This is a genomic window from Psychrobacter sp. M9-54-1 (assembly GCF_016613355.1).
GTDB lineage: Bacteria > Pseudomonadota > Gammaproteobacteria > Pseudomonadales > Moraxellaceae > Psychrobacter > Psychrobacter faecalis.
On sequence record NZ_JADGFW010000001.1, the window covers coordinates 17,750 to 37,249 of the forward strand.

The 19,500-nt window shown below is 42.5% G+C and carries 18 protein-coding genes, 1 tRNA gene and 1 other RNA gene; 16 read left to right on the forward strand and 4 right to left on the reverse strand.

The features are described 5' to 3' along the window. Positions 1–140: 140 nt before the first annotated feature. Together IQ457_RS00065 and IQ457_RS13685 are read right to left on the reverse strand one after the other, a co-directional pair. The gene (locus IQ457_RS00065) at positions 141–902 is read right to left on the reverse strand and encodes a hypothetical protein (RefSeq protein WP_242465294.1); all 762 of its coding nucleotides are present in this window, start codon (positions 900–902) and stop codon (positions 141–143) included. 137 nt (positions 903–1,039) lie between these two features. Next, on the reverse strand, positions 1,040–1,507 hold the full coding sequence (locus tag IQ457_RS13685; RefSeq protein ID WP_191691167.1) for an Lrp/AsnC family transcriptional regulator: 468 nt from the start codon (positions 1,505–1,507) through the stop codon (positions 1,040–1,042). A 260-nt stretch (positions 1,508–1,767) separates the two neighbouring features. Here IQ457_RS13685 and rarD point away from each other — a divergent pair, with 260 nt between their 5' ends. Then, positions 1,768–2,790, forward strand: coding sequence for an EamA family transporter RarD (gene rarD, locus IQ457_RS00075; RefSeq protein WP_242465295.1), 1,023 nt, complete (start codon positions 1,768–1,770; stop codon positions 2,788–2,790). A gap of 114 nt (positions 2,791–2,904) precedes the next feature. Here rarD and smpB read toward each other — a convergent pair whose 3' ends face one another. After that, complete coding sequence (gene smpB / locus IQ457_RS00080; RefSeq protein ID WP_068405891.1) at positions 2,905–3,381, reverse strand: SsrA-binding protein SmpB; 477 nt, start codon at positions 3,379–3,381, stop codon at positions 2,905–2,907. Positions 3,382–3,630: 249 nt separating this feature from the next. Here smpB and coaD point away from each other — a divergent pair, with 249 nt between their 5' ends. The 13 genes from coaD to IQ457_RS00145 all read left to right on the forward strand — a co-directional run bounded on the left by coaD (position 3,631) and on the right by IQ457_RS00145 (position 14,934). After that, complete coding sequence (coaD, locus tag IQ457_RS00085) at positions 3,631–4,140, forward strand: pantetheine-phosphate adenylyltransferase (protein ID WP_200661599.1); 510 nt, start codon at positions 3,631–3,633, stop codon at positions 4,138–4,140. Positions 4,141–4,261: 121 nt separating this feature from the next. Next, on the forward strand, positions 4,262–4,510 hold the full coding sequence (locus tag IQ457_RS00090; protein ID WP_068405886.1) for a YfhL family 4Fe-4S dicluster ferredoxin: 249 nt from the start codon (positions 4,262–4,264) through the stop codon (positions 4,508–4,510). A gap of 3 nt (positions 4,511–4,513) precedes the next feature. After that, on the forward strand, positions 4,514–5,851 hold the full coding sequence (bioA, locus tag IQ457_RS00095) for an adenosylmethionine--8-amino-7-oxononanoate transaminase (protein WP_242465296.1): 1,338 nt from the start codon (positions 4,514–4,516) through the stop codon (positions 5,849–5,851). Then, a complete protein-coding gene (gene bioD, locus IQ457_RS00100; RefSeq protein WP_200661600.1) occupies positions 5,848–6,567 on the forward strand; it encodes a dethiobiotin synthase in 720 nt (239 codons plus the stop codon). The genes bioA and bioD overlap by 4 nt, the downstream gene beginning before the upstream one ends. A gap of 89 nt (positions 6,568–6,656) precedes the next feature. Next, positions 6,657–7,023, forward strand: an RNA gene (gene rnpB, locus IQ457_RS00105) — RNase P RNA component class A. A gap of 138 nt (positions 7,024–7,161) precedes the next feature. Then, a tRNA-Met gene (locus tag IQ457_RS00110) sits at positions 7,162–7,238 on the forward strand. Positions 7,239–7,546: 308 nt separating this feature from the next. Continuing rightward, positions 7,547–9,346 carry a translation elongation factor 4 gene (gene lepA, locus IQ457_RS00115; RefSeq protein ID WP_068405877.1) on the forward strand — a complete coding sequence of 600 codons (1,800 nt, stop codon included), beginning with the start codon at positions 7,547–7,549 and terminating at the stop codon, positions 9,344–9,346. Positions 9,347–9,448: 102 nt separating this feature from the next. Beyond that, complete coding sequence (gene lepB, locus IQ457_RS00120) at positions 9,449–10,351, forward strand: signal peptidase I (RefSeq protein ID WP_144297547.1); 903 nt, start codon at positions 9,449–9,451, stop codon at positions 10,349–10,351. 169 nt (positions 10,352–10,520) lie between these two features. Beyond that, on the forward strand, positions 10,521–10,916 hold the full coding sequence (locus tag IQ457_RS00125) for a DUF4845 domain-containing protein (protein ID WP_144297548.1): 396 nt from the start codon (positions 10,521–10,523) through the stop codon (positions 10,914–10,916). A gap of 150 nt (positions 10,917–11,066) precedes the next feature. Beyond that, on the forward strand, positions 11,067–11,864 hold the full coding sequence (rnc, locus tag IQ457_RS00130) for a ribonuclease III (protein WP_200661601.1): 798 nt from the start codon (positions 11,067–11,069) through the stop codon (positions 11,862–11,864). A 176-nt stretch (positions 11,865–12,040) separates the two neighbouring features. Continuing rightward, complete coding sequence (gene era / locus IQ457_RS00135; protein WP_207161653.1) at positions 12,041–13,204, forward strand: GTPase Era; 1,164 nt, start codon at positions 12,041–12,043, stop codon at positions 13,202–13,204. 74 nt (positions 13,205–13,278) lie between these two features. Beyond that, complete coding sequence (gene recO / locus IQ457_RS00140) at positions 13,279–14,061, forward strand: DNA repair protein RecO (RefSeq protein WP_200661602.1); 783 nt, start codon at positions 13,279–13,281, stop codon at positions 14,059–14,061. Positions 14,062–14,136: 75 nt separating this feature from the next. Continuing rightward, positions 14,137–14,934 (forward strand): pyridoxine 5'-phosphate synthase, encoded by a 798-nt coding sequence (locus tag IQ457_RS00145; RefSeq protein WP_200661603.1) that lies wholly within the window; start codon positions 14,137–14,139, stop codon positions 14,932–14,934. A gap of 19 nt (positions 14,935–14,953) precedes the next feature. Here IQ457_RS00145 and IQ457_RS00150 read toward each other — a convergent pair whose 3' ends face one another. Then, a complete protein-coding gene (locus IQ457_RS00150) occupies positions 14,954–15,541 on the reverse strand; it encodes a pilus assembly FimT family protein (protein ID WP_200661604.1) in 588 nt (195 codons plus the stop codon). Between the two features lie 543 nt (positions 15,542–16,084). Between IQ457_RS00150 and IQ457_RS00155 the strand changes: the two genes are divergently transcribed. Together IQ457_RS00155 and typA are read left to right on the forward strand one after the other, a co-directional pair. Beyond that, positions 16,085–17,263 carry an OmpA family protein gene (locus IQ457_RS00155; RefSeq protein WP_200661605.1) on the forward strand — a complete coding sequence of 393 codons (1,179 nt, stop codon included), beginning with the start codon at positions 16,085–16,087 and terminating at the stop codon, positions 17,261–17,263. A 349-nt stretch (positions 17,264–17,612) separates the two neighbouring features. Then, positions 17,613–19,460 (forward strand): translational GTPase TypA, encoded by a 1,848-nt coding sequence (gene typA / locus IQ457_RS00160; RefSeq protein WP_200661606.1) that lies wholly within the window; start codon positions 17,613–17,615, stop codon positions 19,458–19,460. The last annotated feature ends 40 nt before the right edge of the window (positions 19,461–19,500 follow it).

Here is a 19,500-nt window from a genome sequence, read left to right on the forward strand (position 1 = left end):
ATGAATTGCTTTCATTATGTAAAAAAGAGATTTTATAATAGCGAGGTAAGTTATTGATAGTTTGGGATAATCTCTTGCTAAGAAGGATTATTAAACGTTAACAACCCTTCTTTATTTATGAATTTGCTAAGTGAAAAAATTTATTGATCTAAAAGTTGAAAGGGAAAGGTAACGACATCAAAGGCTAGGGCGAAAGGTAATAGCACCAGCTTCTGGGCGGTATTAGCCCCACTGCGAGAGACTTGTTGTTGATGATTTTGAGTATAAAAACTGACCGTATAAGGTTTACTTAAAGCGCGGTAATTAGATTGAATCAAGCTTAAATTACTCACTTGCGGATAGATAGCACCTTTGACAGGCACGCTAAAGCAAAAGCGCTGAGCATTGATGCGTTGGTCGCTGGCTGAAGTACAGTCGCGCCCATTGTTTTGCAAAAAGAATTGATAATCTGAGCGCTGGAATTCATCTTTTAATTTGGCATACGACAGCTTCATTTCACCCTGAAAATAGCCATCATTATTGGGCACATAAAAACTCATGTCGTTATCGACGTGGATATTTTTTGGCGTCAGATTGCTTAATAAACCAATCATTTCCGTCCCGCCTTGGGTCAGCACATAGCTGTTCTTTTCACCGACGATGACCATGGTGGCGTTGGGCGTTTTTGGTAATGCCTTTGCAGGACGACCAAAAGCGACAATTTGGTCTTCAGACAAGATTTGCTTGCTAGTTTTGCTGCTGACGTGATTGTCACTTTCTAATAAAGAGCTGGTGGCGCAGCCTGAGCTAGCAAGCAATGCCGCAAGTGATGCGCCTGTTAATAAGGTTTTTGGGTTTAATAACTTCGATAGGGTCTGAGCATTATTATTGGGATCGATAGGCGGTATCTTTTTACTCATCATCAGGCTTCCTTGTCTGCTATACGGTTGATAATTTATCTAGCATTTAATGCCAAACATTCGTTGCTATCGTACCTTTTTTAGCGATGGCTTATCCACTCTTATTGATGATAAAAATTGCATGGGCTTTGTAGCTGTTATTAATCAAGTAAAATCTTTGTCCCACTCTTCGTGAAATTCATCACAAACTGACTTTTAAAGCTGCGCACATTGTTCTCGTAAGTCAGCAAATTACGGGTAAATTCATGATAATCGTTCATGTTTTTGGCATTGACCATCAACATAAAATCCGCATCTCCTGAAACTTCATAGCAGCTCATTACTCGCGGTTGGTCATGCATTAAGCGCTCAAATCGATGTTGCATCGAGGTATTGGAGCGCGACATCTCTATCATGACCACCGCCGTCAGTCCGTAACCGACCTTATTTGGATCAACGATAGCGACTTGTTTGGTAATCACACCGCTATCTATTAATGCTTGAATACGGCGCTGAGCGGTAGCGATAGAAACGTGTACACGTTCTGCGACCGTTTTTAACGGCAAAGTCGCATCGTCCTGTAGCAAATTTAAAATCGCTTTATCGGTATCGTCTAAAATATGGCTCACAGTATCTCTTCCCTAGAAAATCACAAATATTAAGGTTTTTATTATAAATATTATTGCTATTAATCTAAATGCAAGAAAATAACTGGATTTTGGTAGTAATTGAAGTAAATTTATTCGAATAAATACTTATATAGAAATAATATCTCATAGCACCTTAGTAAAATAGACGTTATTAAACAAAGCTTATTAATAACTCCGTTTGCAAAAATAAAAACAATCGCTAAGCCTTCTAACGTCTATCTATATTTACGGTGCTTATTATGTCGAACCTAACGCCCTCTAATGTCTCTACTAATATGCTCACAGCTACCGTTTCACGCTTGCCGTTGCCTGCTGTTTGGACAGCAGGTAGTGCGCAGCAGCGTACATTGATAATGGGCGTGGCGCTGGCGATATTATCAAACCTGTTATTTGGTGTGCTTTATGCCTATAGCAGTTTTTTGGCGCCATTGTCAGGTACGCAAGTTTTTATCTGGCGCATGCTAGCGATGTGGGCAGCGCTAATAGGGTATTTGCTGATTAGTGGGCGTTTGGGTTTGCATCTTGATAAATTAAAGGCGCTGCGCACGGTAAAGCATTGGGCTTGGTTATTATTGCCAACGCCGATATTTCTCAGCCAGTTTTGGCTGTTTATGTGGGCACCAGTTAATGGGCAGGGCGTGCAAACCGCAATGGGTTATTTTCTCTTTCCACTGATGATGGTGGTGTTTGGTTGCGTCCTATTTGGCGAAAAATTAAGCCGTCTGCAATGGTTGGCCGTTGGCTTTGCCGCAGTCGGCGTCGGTAGTGAGATTGTGCGTACCCAAAGTGTTTCTTGGGCGACGCTTTGGGTTTGCGGCAGCTATCCTGTTTATTATATCTTACGCCGCCTACAAGGTATCGGCGCGATTACAGGTTTGCTGGTGGATTTGACCATCTTTGCACCGTTTGCCGTCGCCTATTTATTATTTGTTGCGCCGAGCAGTTTAGGATTGGTTGGCAGCTCTAGCTTTTTTATCATGATGTTGGCAGGACTTGGTATGCTTAGCGTGCTCGCGATGAAGACCAATGTTGATGCCAGTCAAATGCTCCCTGTCAACGTCTACGGTATGATGAGCTATATAGAGCCGGCGTTATTATTTATCTTAGCAATCACTGTCTTGGGCAATCCTTTTGAATCAGCGATGATTTATAGTTATGGCTTAATTTGGCTCGGAATCGCTTGCTTAATCGCGCACGGTATCCGTCAATTACGCCGCGCTCATAAAGAGTCAAAAGTGAGCAAAATAGCCCAAACGGTCTAAAATTTGCTTCGTTAAATTAACAAGTTTACCTTAGCAATGTCATAAAAAAGGACGAATCAACAATATGCTGAATCGTCCTTTTTGCGTTAGATTAAAATTTATCTTACGAAAATTTTAATCCAAATGCTGCTTAAAGCCGCGCTGCTTATCACGCTCCCAGTCGCGGTCTTTGAGTGTTTTACGTTTGTCGTGCTGCTTTTTACCAACGGCAAGCGCAATTTGGCATTTCACTAAAGAGTTTTTCCAGTAGCAAGATAACGGCACGCACGCATAGCCTTTTTGATTGACCGCACCCATCAGTTTTTCAATTTCACGGCGATTGAGCAGCAGCTTACGGGTACGGATGCTATCAGGGCTGACATGCGTTGAGCTTGAAAGCAGCGGCTGAATATGGGCGCCAAATAAAAATGCCTCATTATTACGAAAGATAATATATGCTTCGGTAATGGTCATTTTACCGGCACGAATGGCCTTCACTTCCCAGCCTTGTAACGATAGACCTGCTTCAAAGGTTTCTTCAATAAAATACTCGTGACGAGCCTTTTTATTGGCACAGATTTGATTGTCAGGTTTTTTTGATTTTTTTGACATAATTTCTCCATAAGGACTTTTACATACATGGTTTGTATAAATTGTCCTTGTCTAACTGTTCCTCATTCTAGCCCTTAAATGTAGATATTTTTTTTACCTATTAAGAGCGATGAGTCGAACCGACTATTGTAGCAAAGCGCACAGTGAAAAGGTAAATCGGCTGTTAGGACAAATGTAGCAGATAAGTAGGAAGTTTGAGCAAAATTTGCTAGCATATGGGTCATTATCATTAACCATATTAGCCCTGTTATGAGCCTTTCTGCTACTTCTTCAAAATTGCACACCAAAATTTTATACCCTGGTACCTTCGACCCGATTACCAACGGTCATGTCGACTTGGTTAAACGCGCGGCTAAATTGTTCGATGAGGTCGTCATCGCCGTGGCCTCTGGTCATCATAAAAAACCTTTATTTGACTTCGAAGAGCGCGTGCATTTGGTTGAGACGGTATTTACGGATTTGCCGCAAGTGTCGGTGATTGGCTTTGAAGGCTTGCTGGTCGATTTTATGCGCGAAAAAAATGCCACCGCCGTATTACGAGGTCTGCGAGCGATGTCAGACTTTGAATATGAGTTTCAGCTGGCCAATATGAATCGCGAGCTTGATGAAAACTTTGAAGCGGTATTTTTAACGCCGTCGCAAAATTACTCGTTTATCTCATCGACGATGATTCGTGAAATTGCCAAACTTGGCGGCGATGTGACGAAATTTGTGCCATCTTGCGTCTCAGAAGCTTTTATACAAAAACTCAGCAGCTAAATTTAGCTAAACGCTTAACAAGTTAAGCTTTAATGATGAGTTGGTGGTTTAATATTAAGCATAATCGTAAACCACTGACGTACTCATTTATTATCAACTGCTAGCGAATAAGGAGCAGTTTATGGCGTTATTAATTACTGATGAATGCATCAATTGTGATGTCTGCGAGCCTGCTTGCCCAAATGAAGCCATCTCAGAGGGCGATGATATTTATGTCATCGACCCTGATTTATGTACAGAGTGTGTCGGTCATTTTGATGAGCCGCAATGCGTGGTCATCTGTCCTGTCGACTGTATTCCGCATGACCCAAACCACGTCGAAACCCAAAGCGATTTATTGGCAAAATACAAACGTATTACTGGCAAATAAAAAATGATGAGAACCAACCCCTCAACGAGCAATCTTTCAACCAACGATTTCGACCAACAGCACCTTTGGCATCCTTATGCCAGCTTGCCGCCCACCTATCCAAATATCGTCATCGACCATGCCGAAGGTATTTATATTGTCACTAAAGATGGCACACGCCTGATTGATGGTATGTCGTCATGGTGGGCGAGTATCCATGGCTATAATCACCCAACGCTCAATACGGCGATGATTGCACAATTGGGCAAAATGGCGCATGTGATGTTTGGCGGCTTGACCCATCAGCCAGCGATAGATTTAGGCAAAAAATTATTATCCATTGTCCCTGATGGTCTTGATGCGATATTTTATGCTGATAGCGGCAGCATTGCAGTCGAAGTGGCGCTAAAAATGGCGCTGCAGTATCAAATTGCAGCCGGATGTACTAATAAAAACCAATTTGCCTCGACCCATTCTGGCTATTATGGCGATACCTGGCATGCAATGAGTGTCTGTGACCCAGTCGGCGGCATGCATAGCCTGTATGGTAAACAATTGCCTTTGCAGCATTTTGTCCCTGCACCGCCATTAGGATTTGAGCGTGAGCTGGCTCAAAATGAGCGTGATGAATTAACCACGTTTTTTGCTAAACATAGCGCTCAGCTTGCCGGATTTATTATTGAGCCTATTATTCAAGGCGCAGGTGGTATGCGCTTTTATAGTCCAGAATATCTACAACTATTACGCCGATTGTGTGATGAAAATGACGTACTGCTCATTGCTGATGAAATCGCCACTGGGTTTGGGCGTAGCGGCAAGCTATTTGCTTGCGAACATGCCAATATTAGTCCTGATATTATGACCATTGGCAAGGCGCTAACAGGCGGCTATATGACCTTTGCAGCGACCCTCTGTACCCGTGAGGTTGCCGAAACCATTAGCCAAAGCGACTATCCAGCCCTGATGCATGGTCCGACCTTTATGGGTAATCCGTTGGCCTGCGCAGTCGCTTGTGCATCGATTGATTTAATCTTGTCTTATGATATCGAATCGCGTACGGCAAATATGCAAACTATCATGGATGAGCAGCTAGCCACAGCGGCAAATTTAAATGGCGTTGCGGATGTTCGTTGTTTAGGCGCGGTCGCTGTGATTGAGCTAGATGAGGCGGTTGATATGCCAGTTTTTCAATCTTTGCTGATTGACAATGGCATTTGGGTCAGACCCTTTGGCAAATTGGTCTATATTATGCCGCCTTATGTCATTAGCGATGACGAACTGGTGACGTTGTGCCAAGCGCTACTAACCGTTGTTACTTCGTATTTGGAGCAAGTTCCTGTCACCGATAGAGTTTCGCTATGAGTGTGCTATTTATATCCGGCATTGATACCGATATTGGCAAGACTTATGCCACAGGTATGATGGCGAAAGCGCTGATGCAGCAAGGCATTAGCGTCATCACTCAAAAGCTGGTACAAACAGGCGTTAGTATCGATTCAGCTAGTGGTAAAATGAATATTGCAGATGATATTGTCACTCATCGTCAATTAATGGGAATTCCATTGCAGCCTTGTGATTTAGACTTTACCACTTGTCTGTATCGTTATGAAAAACCCGCGTCGCCGCATTTATCTGTCAAGCTTGCCAATGCTGTTTTAGATTTTAAAATCATCACTAAAACTACGCAGCAATTGCAACAAAGCTACGACGCGGTACTATTAGAAGGCGCAGGCGGGTTACTGGTACCAATCACTGAACAACTATTAACCTTGGATTATATTGCTGAGCAAGACTATCCAGTTGTGTTGGTAACCTCAGGGCGGCTTGGTAGTATCAATCATACTTTACTGAGTTTAGAGGCGATTAAAGCGCGCGGCTTAACGCTGCATAGCGTGATTTATAACCATATTCATGATAATGCCGCTCAGACAGATGATGAGATTGCCAATAGTACGATTGATTATTTAAAAAACTACTTAGCGCGCCATTATCCAAACAGCTATTGGTTACAAATGGCGCAACAAACAAATAGCACTATAGGTAATGATAGTTTAGCTTTACCGCTAGATTTTATTTAAACGCTTTTATTTAAATGGTTTTATAACAACAAATAAATAAGCGCAAAACACTTTCCACACCTGATACTAATTTTGCTATACTAGCGCGCTTGGTAGACTAGGCGATCGCCGCTGCACACTGGCAACAGATGCGCAGGGGAGGAAAGTCCGGGCTACATAGGGCAGCGTGCCAGCTAACGGCTGGGCAGGGTAACTTGACGACAAGTGCAGCAGAGAGCAGACCGCCTTTGGTGTCGCAAGACATTATCGGTAAGGGTGAAAGGGTGCGGTAAGAGCGCACCGCGTGAATGGCAACATCTCACGGCAGGGTAAACTCCACGCGTAGCAAGACCAAATAGGCATCGATATGGCGCGGCCCGCGTTCGATGCGGGTAGGTTGCTTGAGCGTATCAGCGATGATACGCCTAGAGGAATGATCGTCCACGACAGAACCCGGCTTATCGGTCTACCAACTTTTTTGTTTTGCGGTTCGTTTTTATTGTTAGTATTATGCATATTTGCCGTTAATTTGAATGAAATGCGTCTTTTTCGCAAAAAATGCTAATTAGGGGTTGACGCAAGTCCTCTCTATCGGTATTATACCGAGCCTTAAATGGCGATGTAGCTCAGCTGGTTAGAGCGCACGACTCATAATCGTGAGGTCAAGAGTTCAAGTCTCTTCATCGCCACCATATTTAGTAAGACCAGCAGTAATAAAATGCCAATCATCTTATGATTGGTTTTTTTTTGCCTGATTTTTGCTTGCTGACAAAATCAACTTACTTTATAGCGGAAAACTGCTAGAATACCTTCGTATGCCTGCGCGTCATAAAAGTTAGTCATTTGCGCTGTGGGCATTTCAATTGCGGCAATACAGTAGGTACTTAATCTGTCTCTTTTGGCGTATTGGCCAGTATGAGCTATAAGTATGTATTCGACGGTTGCCATCTGACACCATATATATCCGTTATTCAATCCTCCATTATTTAGTAGGCGCTTTGTGACTGCATTAGCCAATATTCGTAACTTTTCTATTATTGCCCACATTGATCACGGCAAGTCGACCCTTGCTGACCGTTTTATTCAAATGTGTGGTGCCTTGCAAGATCGTGAGATGCAGGCGCAAGTTCTTGATTCTATGGACATTGAGCGTGAGCGCGGCATCACTATTAAAGCCCAGTCTGTGACCCTGTTTTATGACCATCCTAATGGCGAGCGTTATCAGCTAAACTTCATTGATACCCCCGGTCACGTCGATTTCTCTTATGAGGTCTCACGCTCATTAGCGGCTTGCGAAGGCGCGCTATTGGTGGTTGATGCAGCGCAAGGCGTCGAAGCACAGTCGGTCGCCAACTGTTATACCGCTGTTGATCAGGGCTTAGAGGTGATGGCGGTTTTAAATAAAATTGACTTGCCGCAAGTTGAGCCTGAGCGCGTGATTCAAGAGATTGAAGACATTATCGGTATTGATGCAGTTGATGCGCCGCGCGTCTCGGCAAAATCCGGTCTTGGTGTTGATAAATTACTAGAAGCCTTGGTTGAATTTATTCCTGCGCCAACGGGCGACCGTGATGCACCGCTACAGGCATTGATTATCGACTCATGGTTTGATAACTATCTGGGCGTGGTGTCTTTAGTACGTGTGCGTGAAGGAACGATTAAAAAAGGCGATAAGCTGTATATTAAGTCGACCAAAGAGGCGCACTTAGTGGGCTCAATTGGTGTCTTTACCCCGAAACCTGTAGACACAGGTATTTTACAAGCGGGCGAAGTAGGCTTTGTTATCGCAGGAATCAAAGATATTGCTGGTGCGCCTGTTGGCGATACGATTACCCATGCCAGTACGCCTGATGTTGAGCGTATTCCTGGATTTAAGCAAATCACGCCGCAAGTTTATTCTGGTATGTTCCCAGTAGATTCTAGTGATTTTGAAAAATTCCGTGAAGCGCTGCAAAAACTACAGATTAATGATGCGTCGCTATACTTTGAGCCTGATACCTCTGATGCGCTCGGCTTTGGTTTTCGCTGTGGCTTCTTGGGTATGCTGCACATGGAGATTATCCAAGAGCGCTTAGAGCGTGAATATGACTTGGATTTAATCACCACCGCGCCGTCGGTTATTTATGAGATTGAAAAGAAAAATGGCGAAGTCATTTACGTAGATAACCCGTCAAGATTGCCTGAACCAAATAATATCGAAGAGTTCCGTGAGCCAATTGCCCGCTGTCAGATTCTAGTGCCGCAAGATTACTTGGGTAACGTCATGACGCTATGCATTGAGCGCCGCGGCGTCCAAGTCGATATGCGTTTTATGGGCCGCCAAGTGCAGCTGATTTTTGATATTCCGATGGGCGAGGTGGTCATGGACTTCTTTGACCGCCTAAAATCAGTGTCGCGCGGATTTGCGTCGCTCGATTATAATTTCGAGCGCTATCAAGCTGATAAATTGGTCAAAGTTGACGTCCTCATCAATGGCGATAAAGTCGATGCCTTAGCGATGATTGTGCACCAAGATCAAGCACGTTTCCGTGGTAATCAGCTGGTTACTAAGATGAAAGAGCTGATTCCACGTCAGATGTTTGACGTGGCGATTCAAGCGGCGATTGGTAGTCAAATTATCGGTCGTAGTACCGTCAAAGCCATGCGTAAAGACGTCCTAGCGAAGTGTTATGGCGGTGACGTCTCGCGTAAGAAAAAACTACTGTCTAAGCAAAAAGCGGGTAAAAAACGTATGAAGCAAGTGGGTAACGTTGAGATTCCACAAGAAGCCTTCTTGGCCGTCTTGCAGGTTGATAATTAAACGTTCATTATCTTTTAAAAGATAAAAACACAGCAATATTTGGCATAGACAGCTTTACTGCAACCGTGGTTTGATTTTCAGCTCGTTAATAGGCAAATTCGTATGGATTTTGATTTTAATTTAATTTTAGTGCCATTAACCCTCGGCTTAGGTATTATTTGGCTATTAGAGAAGCTGACGCTCAAACAGCGTAAAACCCGCGGTCGCGGCAAAGAAAGCTTACTGGTCCGTTGGGCGTATGATTTTTTCCCAGTGTTGGCGGTGGTGTTAATAGTGCGCTCGTTCTTAATTGAGCCGTTTAATATTCCTTCATCGTCGATGGTGCCAACCTTGTACACGGGTGATTTTATCGCGGTCAATAAATACGCGTATGGCGTCCGTCTACCGCTGACTTATAATAAAGTGCTTGATACAGGCGCGCCCGAGCACGGCGATGTAGCGGTTTTTCGTTACCCAGAAAATCCAAGTATTTACTATATTAAGCGCGTGATTGGCTTGCCGGGTGATACCGTCAGTTATAATCAAGGGACGCTTGCAATTAATGACACGCCAGTTCCTACTAAGGCGGTCAATTTTGACGCCGATGCTGAGCTGACCTCACAGCTATATCCAGCCGGCCAAGTGGCACCTGGACAGGTCTTGAGTGAAGACAATGCCATACGAATGGGGCAGCAAGAAGAAAGTGAGGCAAAGTACTTTGAAGAGATTCAAGGCGACAACAAACACTTGGTTCGCTATTTAGCGGATATGAATAGCTCGCAGTACGCGCCGTTTTTACAGCAAGAATCGCCGGAAGTGGTCAGCTCTGAAGGCACAGAGTGGCGTATCAAAGTGCCAGAAGGTCATTATTTTGTAATGGGTGACAACCGCGACCGTAGTGCTGATGGACGTTTTTGGGGTTTTGTGCCCGATGATAATTTAGCGGGTAAAGCGGTCTATATTTGGATGCATAAACCGCCCGGTCTTAACTTACCAACCTTTAAGCGCAATGGTAGTATTGATTAATATTATTGCTGCATTAAAGAATAATGCTGTGCTAAAGAATAATGTACCGATAATAGTTTGTGCTAATATGATGGTTGTTTGATAAAAACCATCATATTAAAGGTGGTTAACAAGACAGTTTTCTAAATATGGCAGTTTACCTATAGCAACTTACCCCTTGAGAGGTCTTATGGTGCAGCAGTTATCTGGTTTGTCTTCACAGCGCGGCGCTAGTGTAACGAGTGTCGTTTTTATCATTATCGTTTTGGGCGTGGCTGCTAAATTGCTCGTCGCTATTGCACCGGCGCAAATTGGCGATTATCAATTAACAAAAACCTTAAGTGCGCAGCTTAAAGAGTCCAATGCCAATAAAGAAACGGCCAAGCAGTTTGTAGAGCGCGTGAATAAGCAGCTGTCTATTAACGCCGATTATGATACCAAAGCAGAAGAAGTGTTTACTTTTACTGATAAGAAACCAGGTCAATTGGCTATTCATAAAAAGTATGAAACCACCAATAATTTTTTTGGTAATATCGATATCGTTAATCGCTTTGAAGGCGACATTGATGCTACTACTGCTAAATAACTTAACTATTAAAGCTTATATATCAGAAATTAAAGCGTTAAAATCAAAGTAATAAAGTACTTTGTTATTTTTAATTTTCTAACCAATTTCTAAAACACTGGTATTTCATTATATTTACCACTGAAAAAAAGGGATACACACAGACCACGCATGAAACCAACTTCGCAGTCTCCTCAGGCGGTTCCCAATCCCCATAAAAATAGCGTGTCTGATGACACGCTTATTATTAGCGCAGAATTTATTCAACGGTTAGCGATCTTGTCGCGCAAGTTGGGCTATGTGTTTAGTGATTTAAGCTTGCCTAAACTGGCGCTTACCCATCGTTCCTTTGATAGTAAGAAAAACTATGAGCGCTTGGAGTTTTTGGGCGACGCTTTATTAGGGATGATCGTCGGTGAAGCATTGTATCACCGCTATCCGACGCAAAATGAAGGCCGTCTGACGCGCATGCGGGCAACATTGGTACGGCAGGAATCGCTTGTGATTATTGCGCAAAACCTAGAGCTGTCTAATCATTTGATATTGGGCGTTGGTGAGCGAAAAGGCGGCGGGCGCAATCGTGCTTCCATCTTGGCAGATGCGGTAGAGTCATTGATAGGCGCTATTTATTTAGACAGTCAAGATATGGATATTACCCGAGCGTGCGTGCTATCGTGGTATGGTGATCTCATAGACAATGTCAGTGACCAAAAAGCGCTAAAAGACGCTAAAAGCCGATTACAAGAATGGCTGCAATCTAAGCAGTTTGACTTGCCACATTATGAGCTGATGGAAACCCGTGGTAACGCTCCGCACCAAATCTTTGTGGTGCGCTGTCAGGTTAATATAAATAATTGCCCTGATATTACCGAGTCTGGTGAAAGCCGCCGTATCGCTGAGCAAAAAGCAGCAGAATTAATGATTAATCAGCTACATAAACTGCCAGGACAGCCAAAAAGACGTACCTAGTTTTTTAAAGCTCATTTTTTTAAAACCATTTTCTCTAATACTAAATTCGATGGTTTTAATAAATGATTTCAATGAGTCGTTTTTTGAAATAACTTTTAACATGATCAGTTTTATGTCGCCTTTCTTTAAACAATTAATAAGTGGCATAACTGATGACAACCTCCAAGGATTAATCCATGAGCAATCAGCATGACTTGCCATTAAATAATGAAGATAATGCCAAAAATATGACCGAAAACCCAGATATGAGTTCAAGCCAAAATGCGACTGCAGCAAATGGCGTTGTACAAGATGACGTGCAGAAAAACAACGTCAGATTAAACGATACCAATCTAAAAGTTGATAACACCGAAGATACGACGTTAGATAATGATACGACGATAGAAGAGTTCTTTTCATCCAATAACAATGCCCATATCGCTGAAGATTTTAAAGCCGGTTATGTGGCGATTGTTGGTCGCCCAAATGTGGGTAAATCAACCTTGATGAACCATTTATTGGGTCAAAAACTGTCTATCACCTCGCGTAAACCGCAAACCACCCGTCACCGTATTCACGGCATTTTGTCCAATGACGAGATGCAAGCGGTGTTTGTTGATACCCCAGGTATTCATCGCAATGAGGTACGCGCTATCAATGAGCGTATGAATAAAGCAGCCGTCTCTGCATTGGTTGATGTTGATTTGGTGTTATTTGTCGTTGATTCAGATCAGTGGCGTGATGACGATTTGTTGACCCTACAAAAGCTTGGCGATACCAATCTGACCGTAGTATTGGTGATTAATAAAGCCGATACGCTAAAAGATAAAGGTAGCGTGTTACCACTGATCGAAACGTTTAATGAAAGTTTTGATTTCGCTGATATCGTCCCTGTTTCTGCTTTAAAAAATCAAAACCTAGACCGCTTGCAAGAAGTGATTGCCTCGCATTTGCCAATCGCCGACCCTATCTATGATAGCGAGCAGATTACCGATCGCTCAGAGCGCTTCTTAGCCAGTGAAATTATTCGCGAAAAAATCATGCGTAGTGCCGGCGATGAAGTACCATACGATTTGACGGTACAGATTGATGGTTTTAAAGACGAAGCGGCGCATATTGACCCAAAAACTGGTCGTCCGCGTAAAGCGGTCACTTTTATCGATGCGACCATTTATGTTGAGCGTAGCGGACAAAAAGCGATCGTCATTGGTGATAAGGGTCAGCGTATCAAACAAGTCGGCATGGATGCGCGTAAAGACATGGAACAGCTGTTTGATAAAAAAATCATGTTAACACTGTGGGTGAAAGTGAAACGCGGCTGGTCTGATGATGAGCGCGCTTTGACCAGTTTAGGATATTAAGCACGATTAAAAAAGCATGGTGGGTAGATTTTTACCGCCATGTCTCTATATCACCACGGCTGAGGTAATAATCCATGCGTAATGAAGCGTTAATCGGTTATTTATTACATCAGCGCCCCTACCAAGAAAAGCGCGCCTTATACTATCTGTTTTCTCAGCAACATGGTGTCATCCATGGCGTTGGCAAAAAAGGTGCGCCGCTTTTTATGCCCCTGCAACTTTTTGCTAGCGGTAAACGCGATTTAAAAACATTCACGCAGATTAATATTGCGCCATTAAGCTCGATTCAAGATTCAGTAGCCCAAAATTCTTTAGCACTAGAAGACAACAATAACGTAAATCTAGCCCAGACGCTGCATCATGAAAATATCAGCGGACAACATCAGTATGCAGCCTTGTATTTAAATGAAATACTGTGGCGACTATTACCCACCGAAGATCCCATGCCAATATTATGGCAACACTACCAAAATAGCCTACAGCAGCTTAAGCAGCCCTTAACTGCCGATGAGCTGCGTTTGTGTTTGCGTCAGTTTGAAGCGTATTTGTTTAACGAATTGGGCTTTGCTTTAACCTTAAAACATGACAGTTTAGATCAAGCTATCGAGCTCGACACCTGGTACCGTTTTTTACCTGATGTGGGCTTAGCGCCAATTGTTCATAATGACGATGAGAGCGCTGTTGCGCAAACTGTTGTTAAAGGTAATGAGATTTTATCGATGGCAGAGCAAGGTTTATCTAGCTCAAATCTCAATGCATGGTCACGTTTGCATCGACAATTGATTGACCATTTGCTTGATTATCAACCGTTGCAAAGTCGTTTACTTTGGCAGCAGCAACAGCGCTATCAATCTTAACTTAAGCGTAAAATACCAACATTTTATAAACTATTTTTTAGTAAATTACTTTAATATGTATAAAAGGATTTTTTTATGATTAATACAACAGTAAAGACTTCCAACTCGGTACAAACTTCAGAAAATGCCTTAAAAAAGCCTCTGTTAGGGGTAAATATTGACCATGTAGCGACCTTACGTCAGGCTCGCGGTGTCAGTTACCCTAGCCCCTTGGCGGCTGCTCTGCTATGTGAGCAAGCTGGAGCTGATGGTATCACCATTCATTTGCGTGAAGACCGCCGTCACATTCAAGATGCTGACGTTTATGAGATAGCTGAGCAGCTGACCACTAGGATGAACTTGGAGATAGCAGCAACGGCTGAGATGCTAGAGATTGCTCGTCAAGTTAAGCCATATTGGGTATGCCTAGTACCTGAAAAACGTGCTGAATTGACGACAGAAGGTGGACTTGACGTTGCAGGGCAGGTAGCTTGGCTGACAGATTGTGTTAGTAAATTACAAGCAGTCGGTATCAAGGTTTCTTTATTTATTGATCCAGAAGATACGCAGATTGCGGCAGCGGTAAGCTGTGGGGCAGATGCAATTGAATTGCATACTGGTGCTTATGCGGAAGCGGGTTTAGCAGGTAATATCGCTAAAATGAATGATGAGCTTACTCGAATTAAGCAAGCTGTGCAAACCTCGCAACATGCTGATCCTAAGCTTTTGGTTAATGCTGGTCATGGTTTGACGCGTGATAATGTCCACGCTATTGCGCAAATTGATGGTATATATGAGCTAAATATCGGACACGCTCTTATTGCTGATGCTGTTTTTGTGGGGTTAGAGCAAGCGGTTGTTATGATGAAGTCTGCTATGCGTCAAAATGTTTAAACACTTAATGTCGTAATTTCTATTGTCCACAATCAGTAGGGTGGCTTGCATTAGGCTTATAAGTAATACCACCTCCTTGATTAAATGAAATTTGATACATGGCATGATTATAGGTTGAGGTTGGACAGTACTTAATATGTCCGAAATGGCCGCGAGGTTTACCGCTATCGCCCCAGAATTTAGTGTAATGGCGATTATTTCCTACCCGTAAATACAAGGTGCTATATTTAGGTTCTAAAGCCTGTTCTTCTAGCAGGTCATCAACTCCTAAGTCGAAGTTTTTATTATCATTTGCATCTAAAAATAATAATAGCTTCTTATAGCTGTCTCTATGACATGTAGCGCCGTCATTAGAAAGACAAACCAACAAGTTTTGTCTTCTAATGTGGCTTTCAGCTTTCGCTAACTTTAGCGTATTTTTAATTTGGCTCTCGATACGTTTTGCTTCCATGCTTGCTAATTGCTCTAGAATATAGGGCGTCGCAATCATTACTATAATAGTCAGCACAGCGACAGTAATAATCAGCTCTAACAAGGTAAAGCCATATTTATTATGTGCTTGAAAATGAGTCTGCTTTCTTGACGATACTTTATATAATTCAATCATGAGAGACTGCTACCTATACAAGAGGTACGGCTATACATTAATAATCGACTAACCTGAATATTGCGCCCGAATTTCAAGTAACTATAAAATTTGCGTAAGTTTTATACTATTAGCTATTAGTAAAAAAAAGTTCAATTATCCGAATATAAACCAAATATATGTCTACTGTCAAAGAATGTTTCAATTCGTGAATAAGGAGTTTTAACGATAGAGAAAATTAACGATTTGTATTAAAATATCTTGAAACAATAGATAGAATTGGTTTCATCATCTATTGCGACCTCACACACAAAAGATAAAGAGTGTAAAGTGTGTTAGTCGTCAGTAAGTTAAGCTGGCTAATGTGTTTTAGTTATGACATTATCGTGTAATAATGTGTAGCTGGTTAACGAAAAAAGTTGTAAACTGAATTGATAATCGCTAAGCTACTTCTTAATTGGTTTTGCTTTGTAATTTCAAATTCGTAAATGATGTCTGCTTTTAGACATCTTAAGATGCGGTTTTGCTTGACGCATTACTAAAATTATCCTTTGGAGGAAGTTCATGAAATTAAATAAAATTGCTTTGGCATTATTTGCCATCACAGCGGCTCCACTAGCAGCAAACGCTGGTGTTACTATTAGCCCGTTATTACTTGGTTATCACTACAGCGAAGGCGCTGATGATGAGCAGCTAGAAGTCATGGGTGCTACAGATGGGAACAGTTACTATAAAGAAAATGGTCTATACACTGGTGCAGCGCTAGGTATTGAGCTAACTCCTTCTACGCAATTTCAAGTAGAATACGGTGTATCAAATACTGATGCGGTTAACGCTGCTGGCACTGTTACTAATGATGCTGAACAAGAAATGATTTCTGGTAACTTCCTGATCGGTTTTGAAGAGTTCAGCGGTTACACTGATAATGCCTTCAAACCATATGCCTTGATTGGTGCTGGTCGTTCTAAGATTGAAGTTGAAGATGCATCAGGTGATTTCATTACTGGTTCAAAAGACACTATTGGTAACCTAGGCCTAGGTGCTATGTATCGTATCAATGACGCACTAAGCCTACGTGGTGAAGCTCGTGCGATTCATAACTTTGATAACAACTGGTGGGAAGGCATGGCTTTGGCTGGCCTAGAAGTTGTATTAGGTGGCCACTTAGCTCCTACTGTTGCTGTACCGCCAATGAAAGAGCCATTAGTTAATACTGCCCCAGTAGTGGTCGTTGAGTCTGATCTTGACTCTGACGGTGATGGCGTACCTGATAGCATCGATGCATGCCCAGGCACTCCAATGAACGTCGTAGTTGATGAGCGTGGTTGCCCAGTACAAGTAGATATTGAAGATACATTAAAGATGGAATTACGTGTATTCTTTGATAACGACAAATCAGCTATCAAAAACCAATACAAGCCAGAAATCGCTAAAGTAGCTGAGAAGATGCGCGAGTATCCTAACTCTACCGCTCGCGTTGAAGGTCACGCTTCTAAAACAGGTCCTTCAGCACGTTATAACCAACGTCTATCTGAAGCCCGTGCAGTTGCAGTGAAATCTATGTTGACTAACGAATTTGGCATCGAGCCAAACCGCCTATCAACAGTTGGCTATGGTTATGACCAACCAATCGCTGATAACAACACTGAAGAAGGTCGCGCTATGAACCGTCGTGTATATGCCATCATTACTGGTGACAAAACCATGACTGTTGAACAAACTAAAGATATGGTTGTTCAGTAAGTAGACGCTACTAATTATGTATTAACTTAATTAGTTACAAAAAAAGTCATCCTTTGGGTGGCTTTTTTTTATTTATACACTCAGAAAAGTAAGTTATTGCATAAATTGATGGCGCAATAATGTTATACTAGCGACCCAAACACTTTGTAAATTGACAAAGTGTACATTAGCATAGCTATCTGTACGATGGATTTATCAGCGTAGGTAATTGATTTTACTAATATTAACTAATTTGCCTATCGCGCAATTATTTAATCATAAAGTAATCATGTCTACCTGATTGGTGGCAACAGTTTATCCAGCGGTGCTTACTGCTACTGCATTTTTTAAGACGAAACGAGCATTTTATATGGCGAACGATATCAAACACCTGCGTAACATTGCAATTATTGCCCACGTTGACCACGGTAAAACCACTTTGGTTGATAAGTTATTACATCAATCTGGGACTTTTGGCGACCGTGCAAACATTGCGGAACGCGCAATGGATTCAGGTGATATTGAGCAAGAGCGTGGCATTACTATTTTGGCAAAAAATACGGCCATCCGCTGGACAGATGACACTGATGGCACTGAATACCGTATTAATATTGTCGACACCCCAGGTCACGCCGACTTTGGTGGCGAAGTCGAACGCGTTATGTCAATGGTTGACTGCGTATTATTAGTTGTTGACGGTGTTGATGGTCCAATGCCGCAAACCCGTTTCGTAACTCAAAAGGCGTTCGAGCAAGGCCTAAAGCCGATTGTGGTTATTAATAAGATCGACCGTCCTGGTTCACGTCCTGATTGGGTAATGGATCAAATCTTTGATCTGTTTGACAATCTAGGTGCTACTGACGAGCAGTTGGATTTCCCAGTCGTTTATGCATCAGCCTTAAACGGTATTGCTGGTTTGGAAGCAGATAATTTAGCAAATGACATGACGCCGTTGTTTAAAACCATCGTTGATGTGGTACAGCCACCGCAAGTCGATGCAGATGCACCTTTCCGCATGCAAATTTCTAGCCTTGACTATAACAGCTTCGTTGGCGTTATCGGTATTGGCCGTATTCAACGCGGTAAAGTTAAAACCAATACGCCTGTGACTGTCATTGATAAGAATGGTAAAACGCGTAACGGTCGTATCCTAAAAATCATGGGTTATCACGGTCTTGAGCGTATTGAAGTAGACGATGCGCAAGCGGGCGATATCGTTTGTATTACCGGTATTGATGCGCTAAATATTTCAGACACCATTTGTGACCCTAACCATGTTGAAGCGTTGCCAGCATTGACTGTTGATGAACCAACGGTATCGATGAACTTCCAAGTAAACAATTCACCATTTGCCGGTCGTGAAGGTAAGTTTGTGACATCACGTAATATTCGTGAGCGTCTTGAGCGTGAATTGATTCACAACGTGGCGCTACGTGTAGAAGACACCGAGTCTCCAGATAAATTTAAAGTATCAGGTCGTGGTGAGCTGCATTTATCAGTATTGATCGAAAACATGCGCCGCGAAGGTTTTGAGCTTGGCGTATCAGGTCCAGAAGTTATTGTTAAAGAAGTAGATGGCAAGCTACAAGAACCGTATGAAAATGTTGTCTTTGATATTGAAGACGCGCATCAAGGTCCAATTATGGAACAAGTCGGCTTGCGTAAAGGCGAGATGACCAATATGGAGCTTGATGGTAAAGGTCGTATGCGTATTGAAGCGACTATGCCTGCGCGTGGTTTGATTGGTTTCCGTTCAGAGTTTTTAACCCTGACCTCGGGCACCGGTATCATGACTTCAAGCTTCTCACATTACGGTCCACAAAAGATCGGTGATGTTGGTGGTCGCTCAAACGGTGTATTGGTTTCTATGGCCAATGGTGTTTGCTTAGGTTTCGCCCTATTTAACCTACAAAAACGTGGTAAATTATTTGCTGAGCCACAGCTTGAAGTTTACGAAGGTATGATTGTTGGTCTAAACTCTCGTAACGATGATATGGTTGTCAATCCAACGACTGCTAAACAGTTAACCAACGTCCGTGCCAGTGGTACTGATGAAGCGTTGACGCTGACGCCAGCGGTTAAGTTTACCCTTGAGCAAGCGCTTGAATTCATTCAAGATGATGAGTTAGTAGAAGTAACGCCAAAAGCCATACGTCTGCGTAAGCGTTATTTGACTGAAAATGAGCGTAAGCGTCATGGACGCAAGAAAAATGCTTAATATCGATACGTAAATTACTTGGTAATTTATATTTTCAATT

Excerpts from the sequence above, each read along its gene's own strand:
- IQ457_RS00065 (WP_242465294.1), bottom strand. The coding sequence starts at position 902 with ATGATGAGTAAAAAGATACCGCCTATCGATCCCAATAATAATGCTCAG.
- rarD (WP_242465295.1), top strand. The coding sequence starts at position 1,768 with ATGTCGAACCTAACGCCCTCTAATGTCTCTACTAATATGCTCACAGCT.
- smpB (WP_068405891.1), bottom strand. The coding sequence starts at position 3,381 with ATGTCAAAAAAATCAAAAAAACCTGACAATCAAATCTGTGCCAATAAA.
- coaD (WP_200661599.1), top strand. The coding sequence starts at position 3,631 with ATGAGCCTTTCTGCTACTTCTTCAAAATTGCACACCAAAATTTTATAC.
- IQ457_RS00090 (WP_068405886.1), top strand. The coding sequence starts at position 4,262 with ATGGCGTTATTAATTACTGATGAATGCATCAATTGTGATGTCTGCGAG.
- bioA (WP_242465296.1), top strand. The coding sequence starts at position 4,514 with ATGATGAGAACCAACCCCTCAACGAGCAATCTTTCAACCAACGATTTC.
- bioD (WP_200661600.1), top strand. The coding sequence starts at position 5,848 with ATGAGTGTGCTATTTATATCCGGCATTGATACCGATATTGGCAAGACT.
- lepB (WP_144297547.1), top strand. The coding sequence starts at position 9,449 with ATGGATTTTGATTTTAATTTAATTTTAGTGCCATTAACCCTCGGCTTA.
- IQ457_RS00125 (WP_144297548.1), top strand. The coding sequence starts at position 10,521 with ATGGTGCAGCAGTTATCTGGTTTGTCTTCACAGCGCGGCGCTAGTGTA.
- rnc (WP_200661601.1), top strand. The coding sequence starts at position 11,067 with ATGAAACCAACTTCGCAGTCTCCTCAGGCGGTTCCCAATCCCCATAAA.
- era (WP_207161653.1), top strand. The coding sequence starts at position 12,041 with ATGAGCAATCAGCATGACTTGCCATTAAATAATGAAGATAATGCCAAA.
- recO (WP_200661602.1), top strand. The coding sequence starts at position 13,279 with ATGCGTAATGAAGCGTTAATCGGTTATTTATTACATCAGCGCCCCTAC.
- IQ457_RS00145 (WP_200661603.1), top strand. The coding sequence starts at position 14,137 with ATGATTAATACAACAGTAAAGACTTCCAACTCGGTACAAACTTCAGAA.
- IQ457_RS00150 (WP_200661604.1), bottom strand. The coding sequence starts at position 15,541 with ATGATTGAATTATATAAAGTATCGTCAAGAAAGCAGACTCATTTTCAA.
- IQ457_RS00155 (WP_200661605.1), top strand. The coding sequence starts at position 16,085 with ATGAAATTAAATAAAATTGCTTTGGCATTATTTGCCATCACAGCGGCT.
- typA (WP_200661606.1), top strand. The coding sequence starts at position 17,613 with ATGGCGAACGATATCAAACACCTGCGTAACATTGCAATTATTGCCCAC.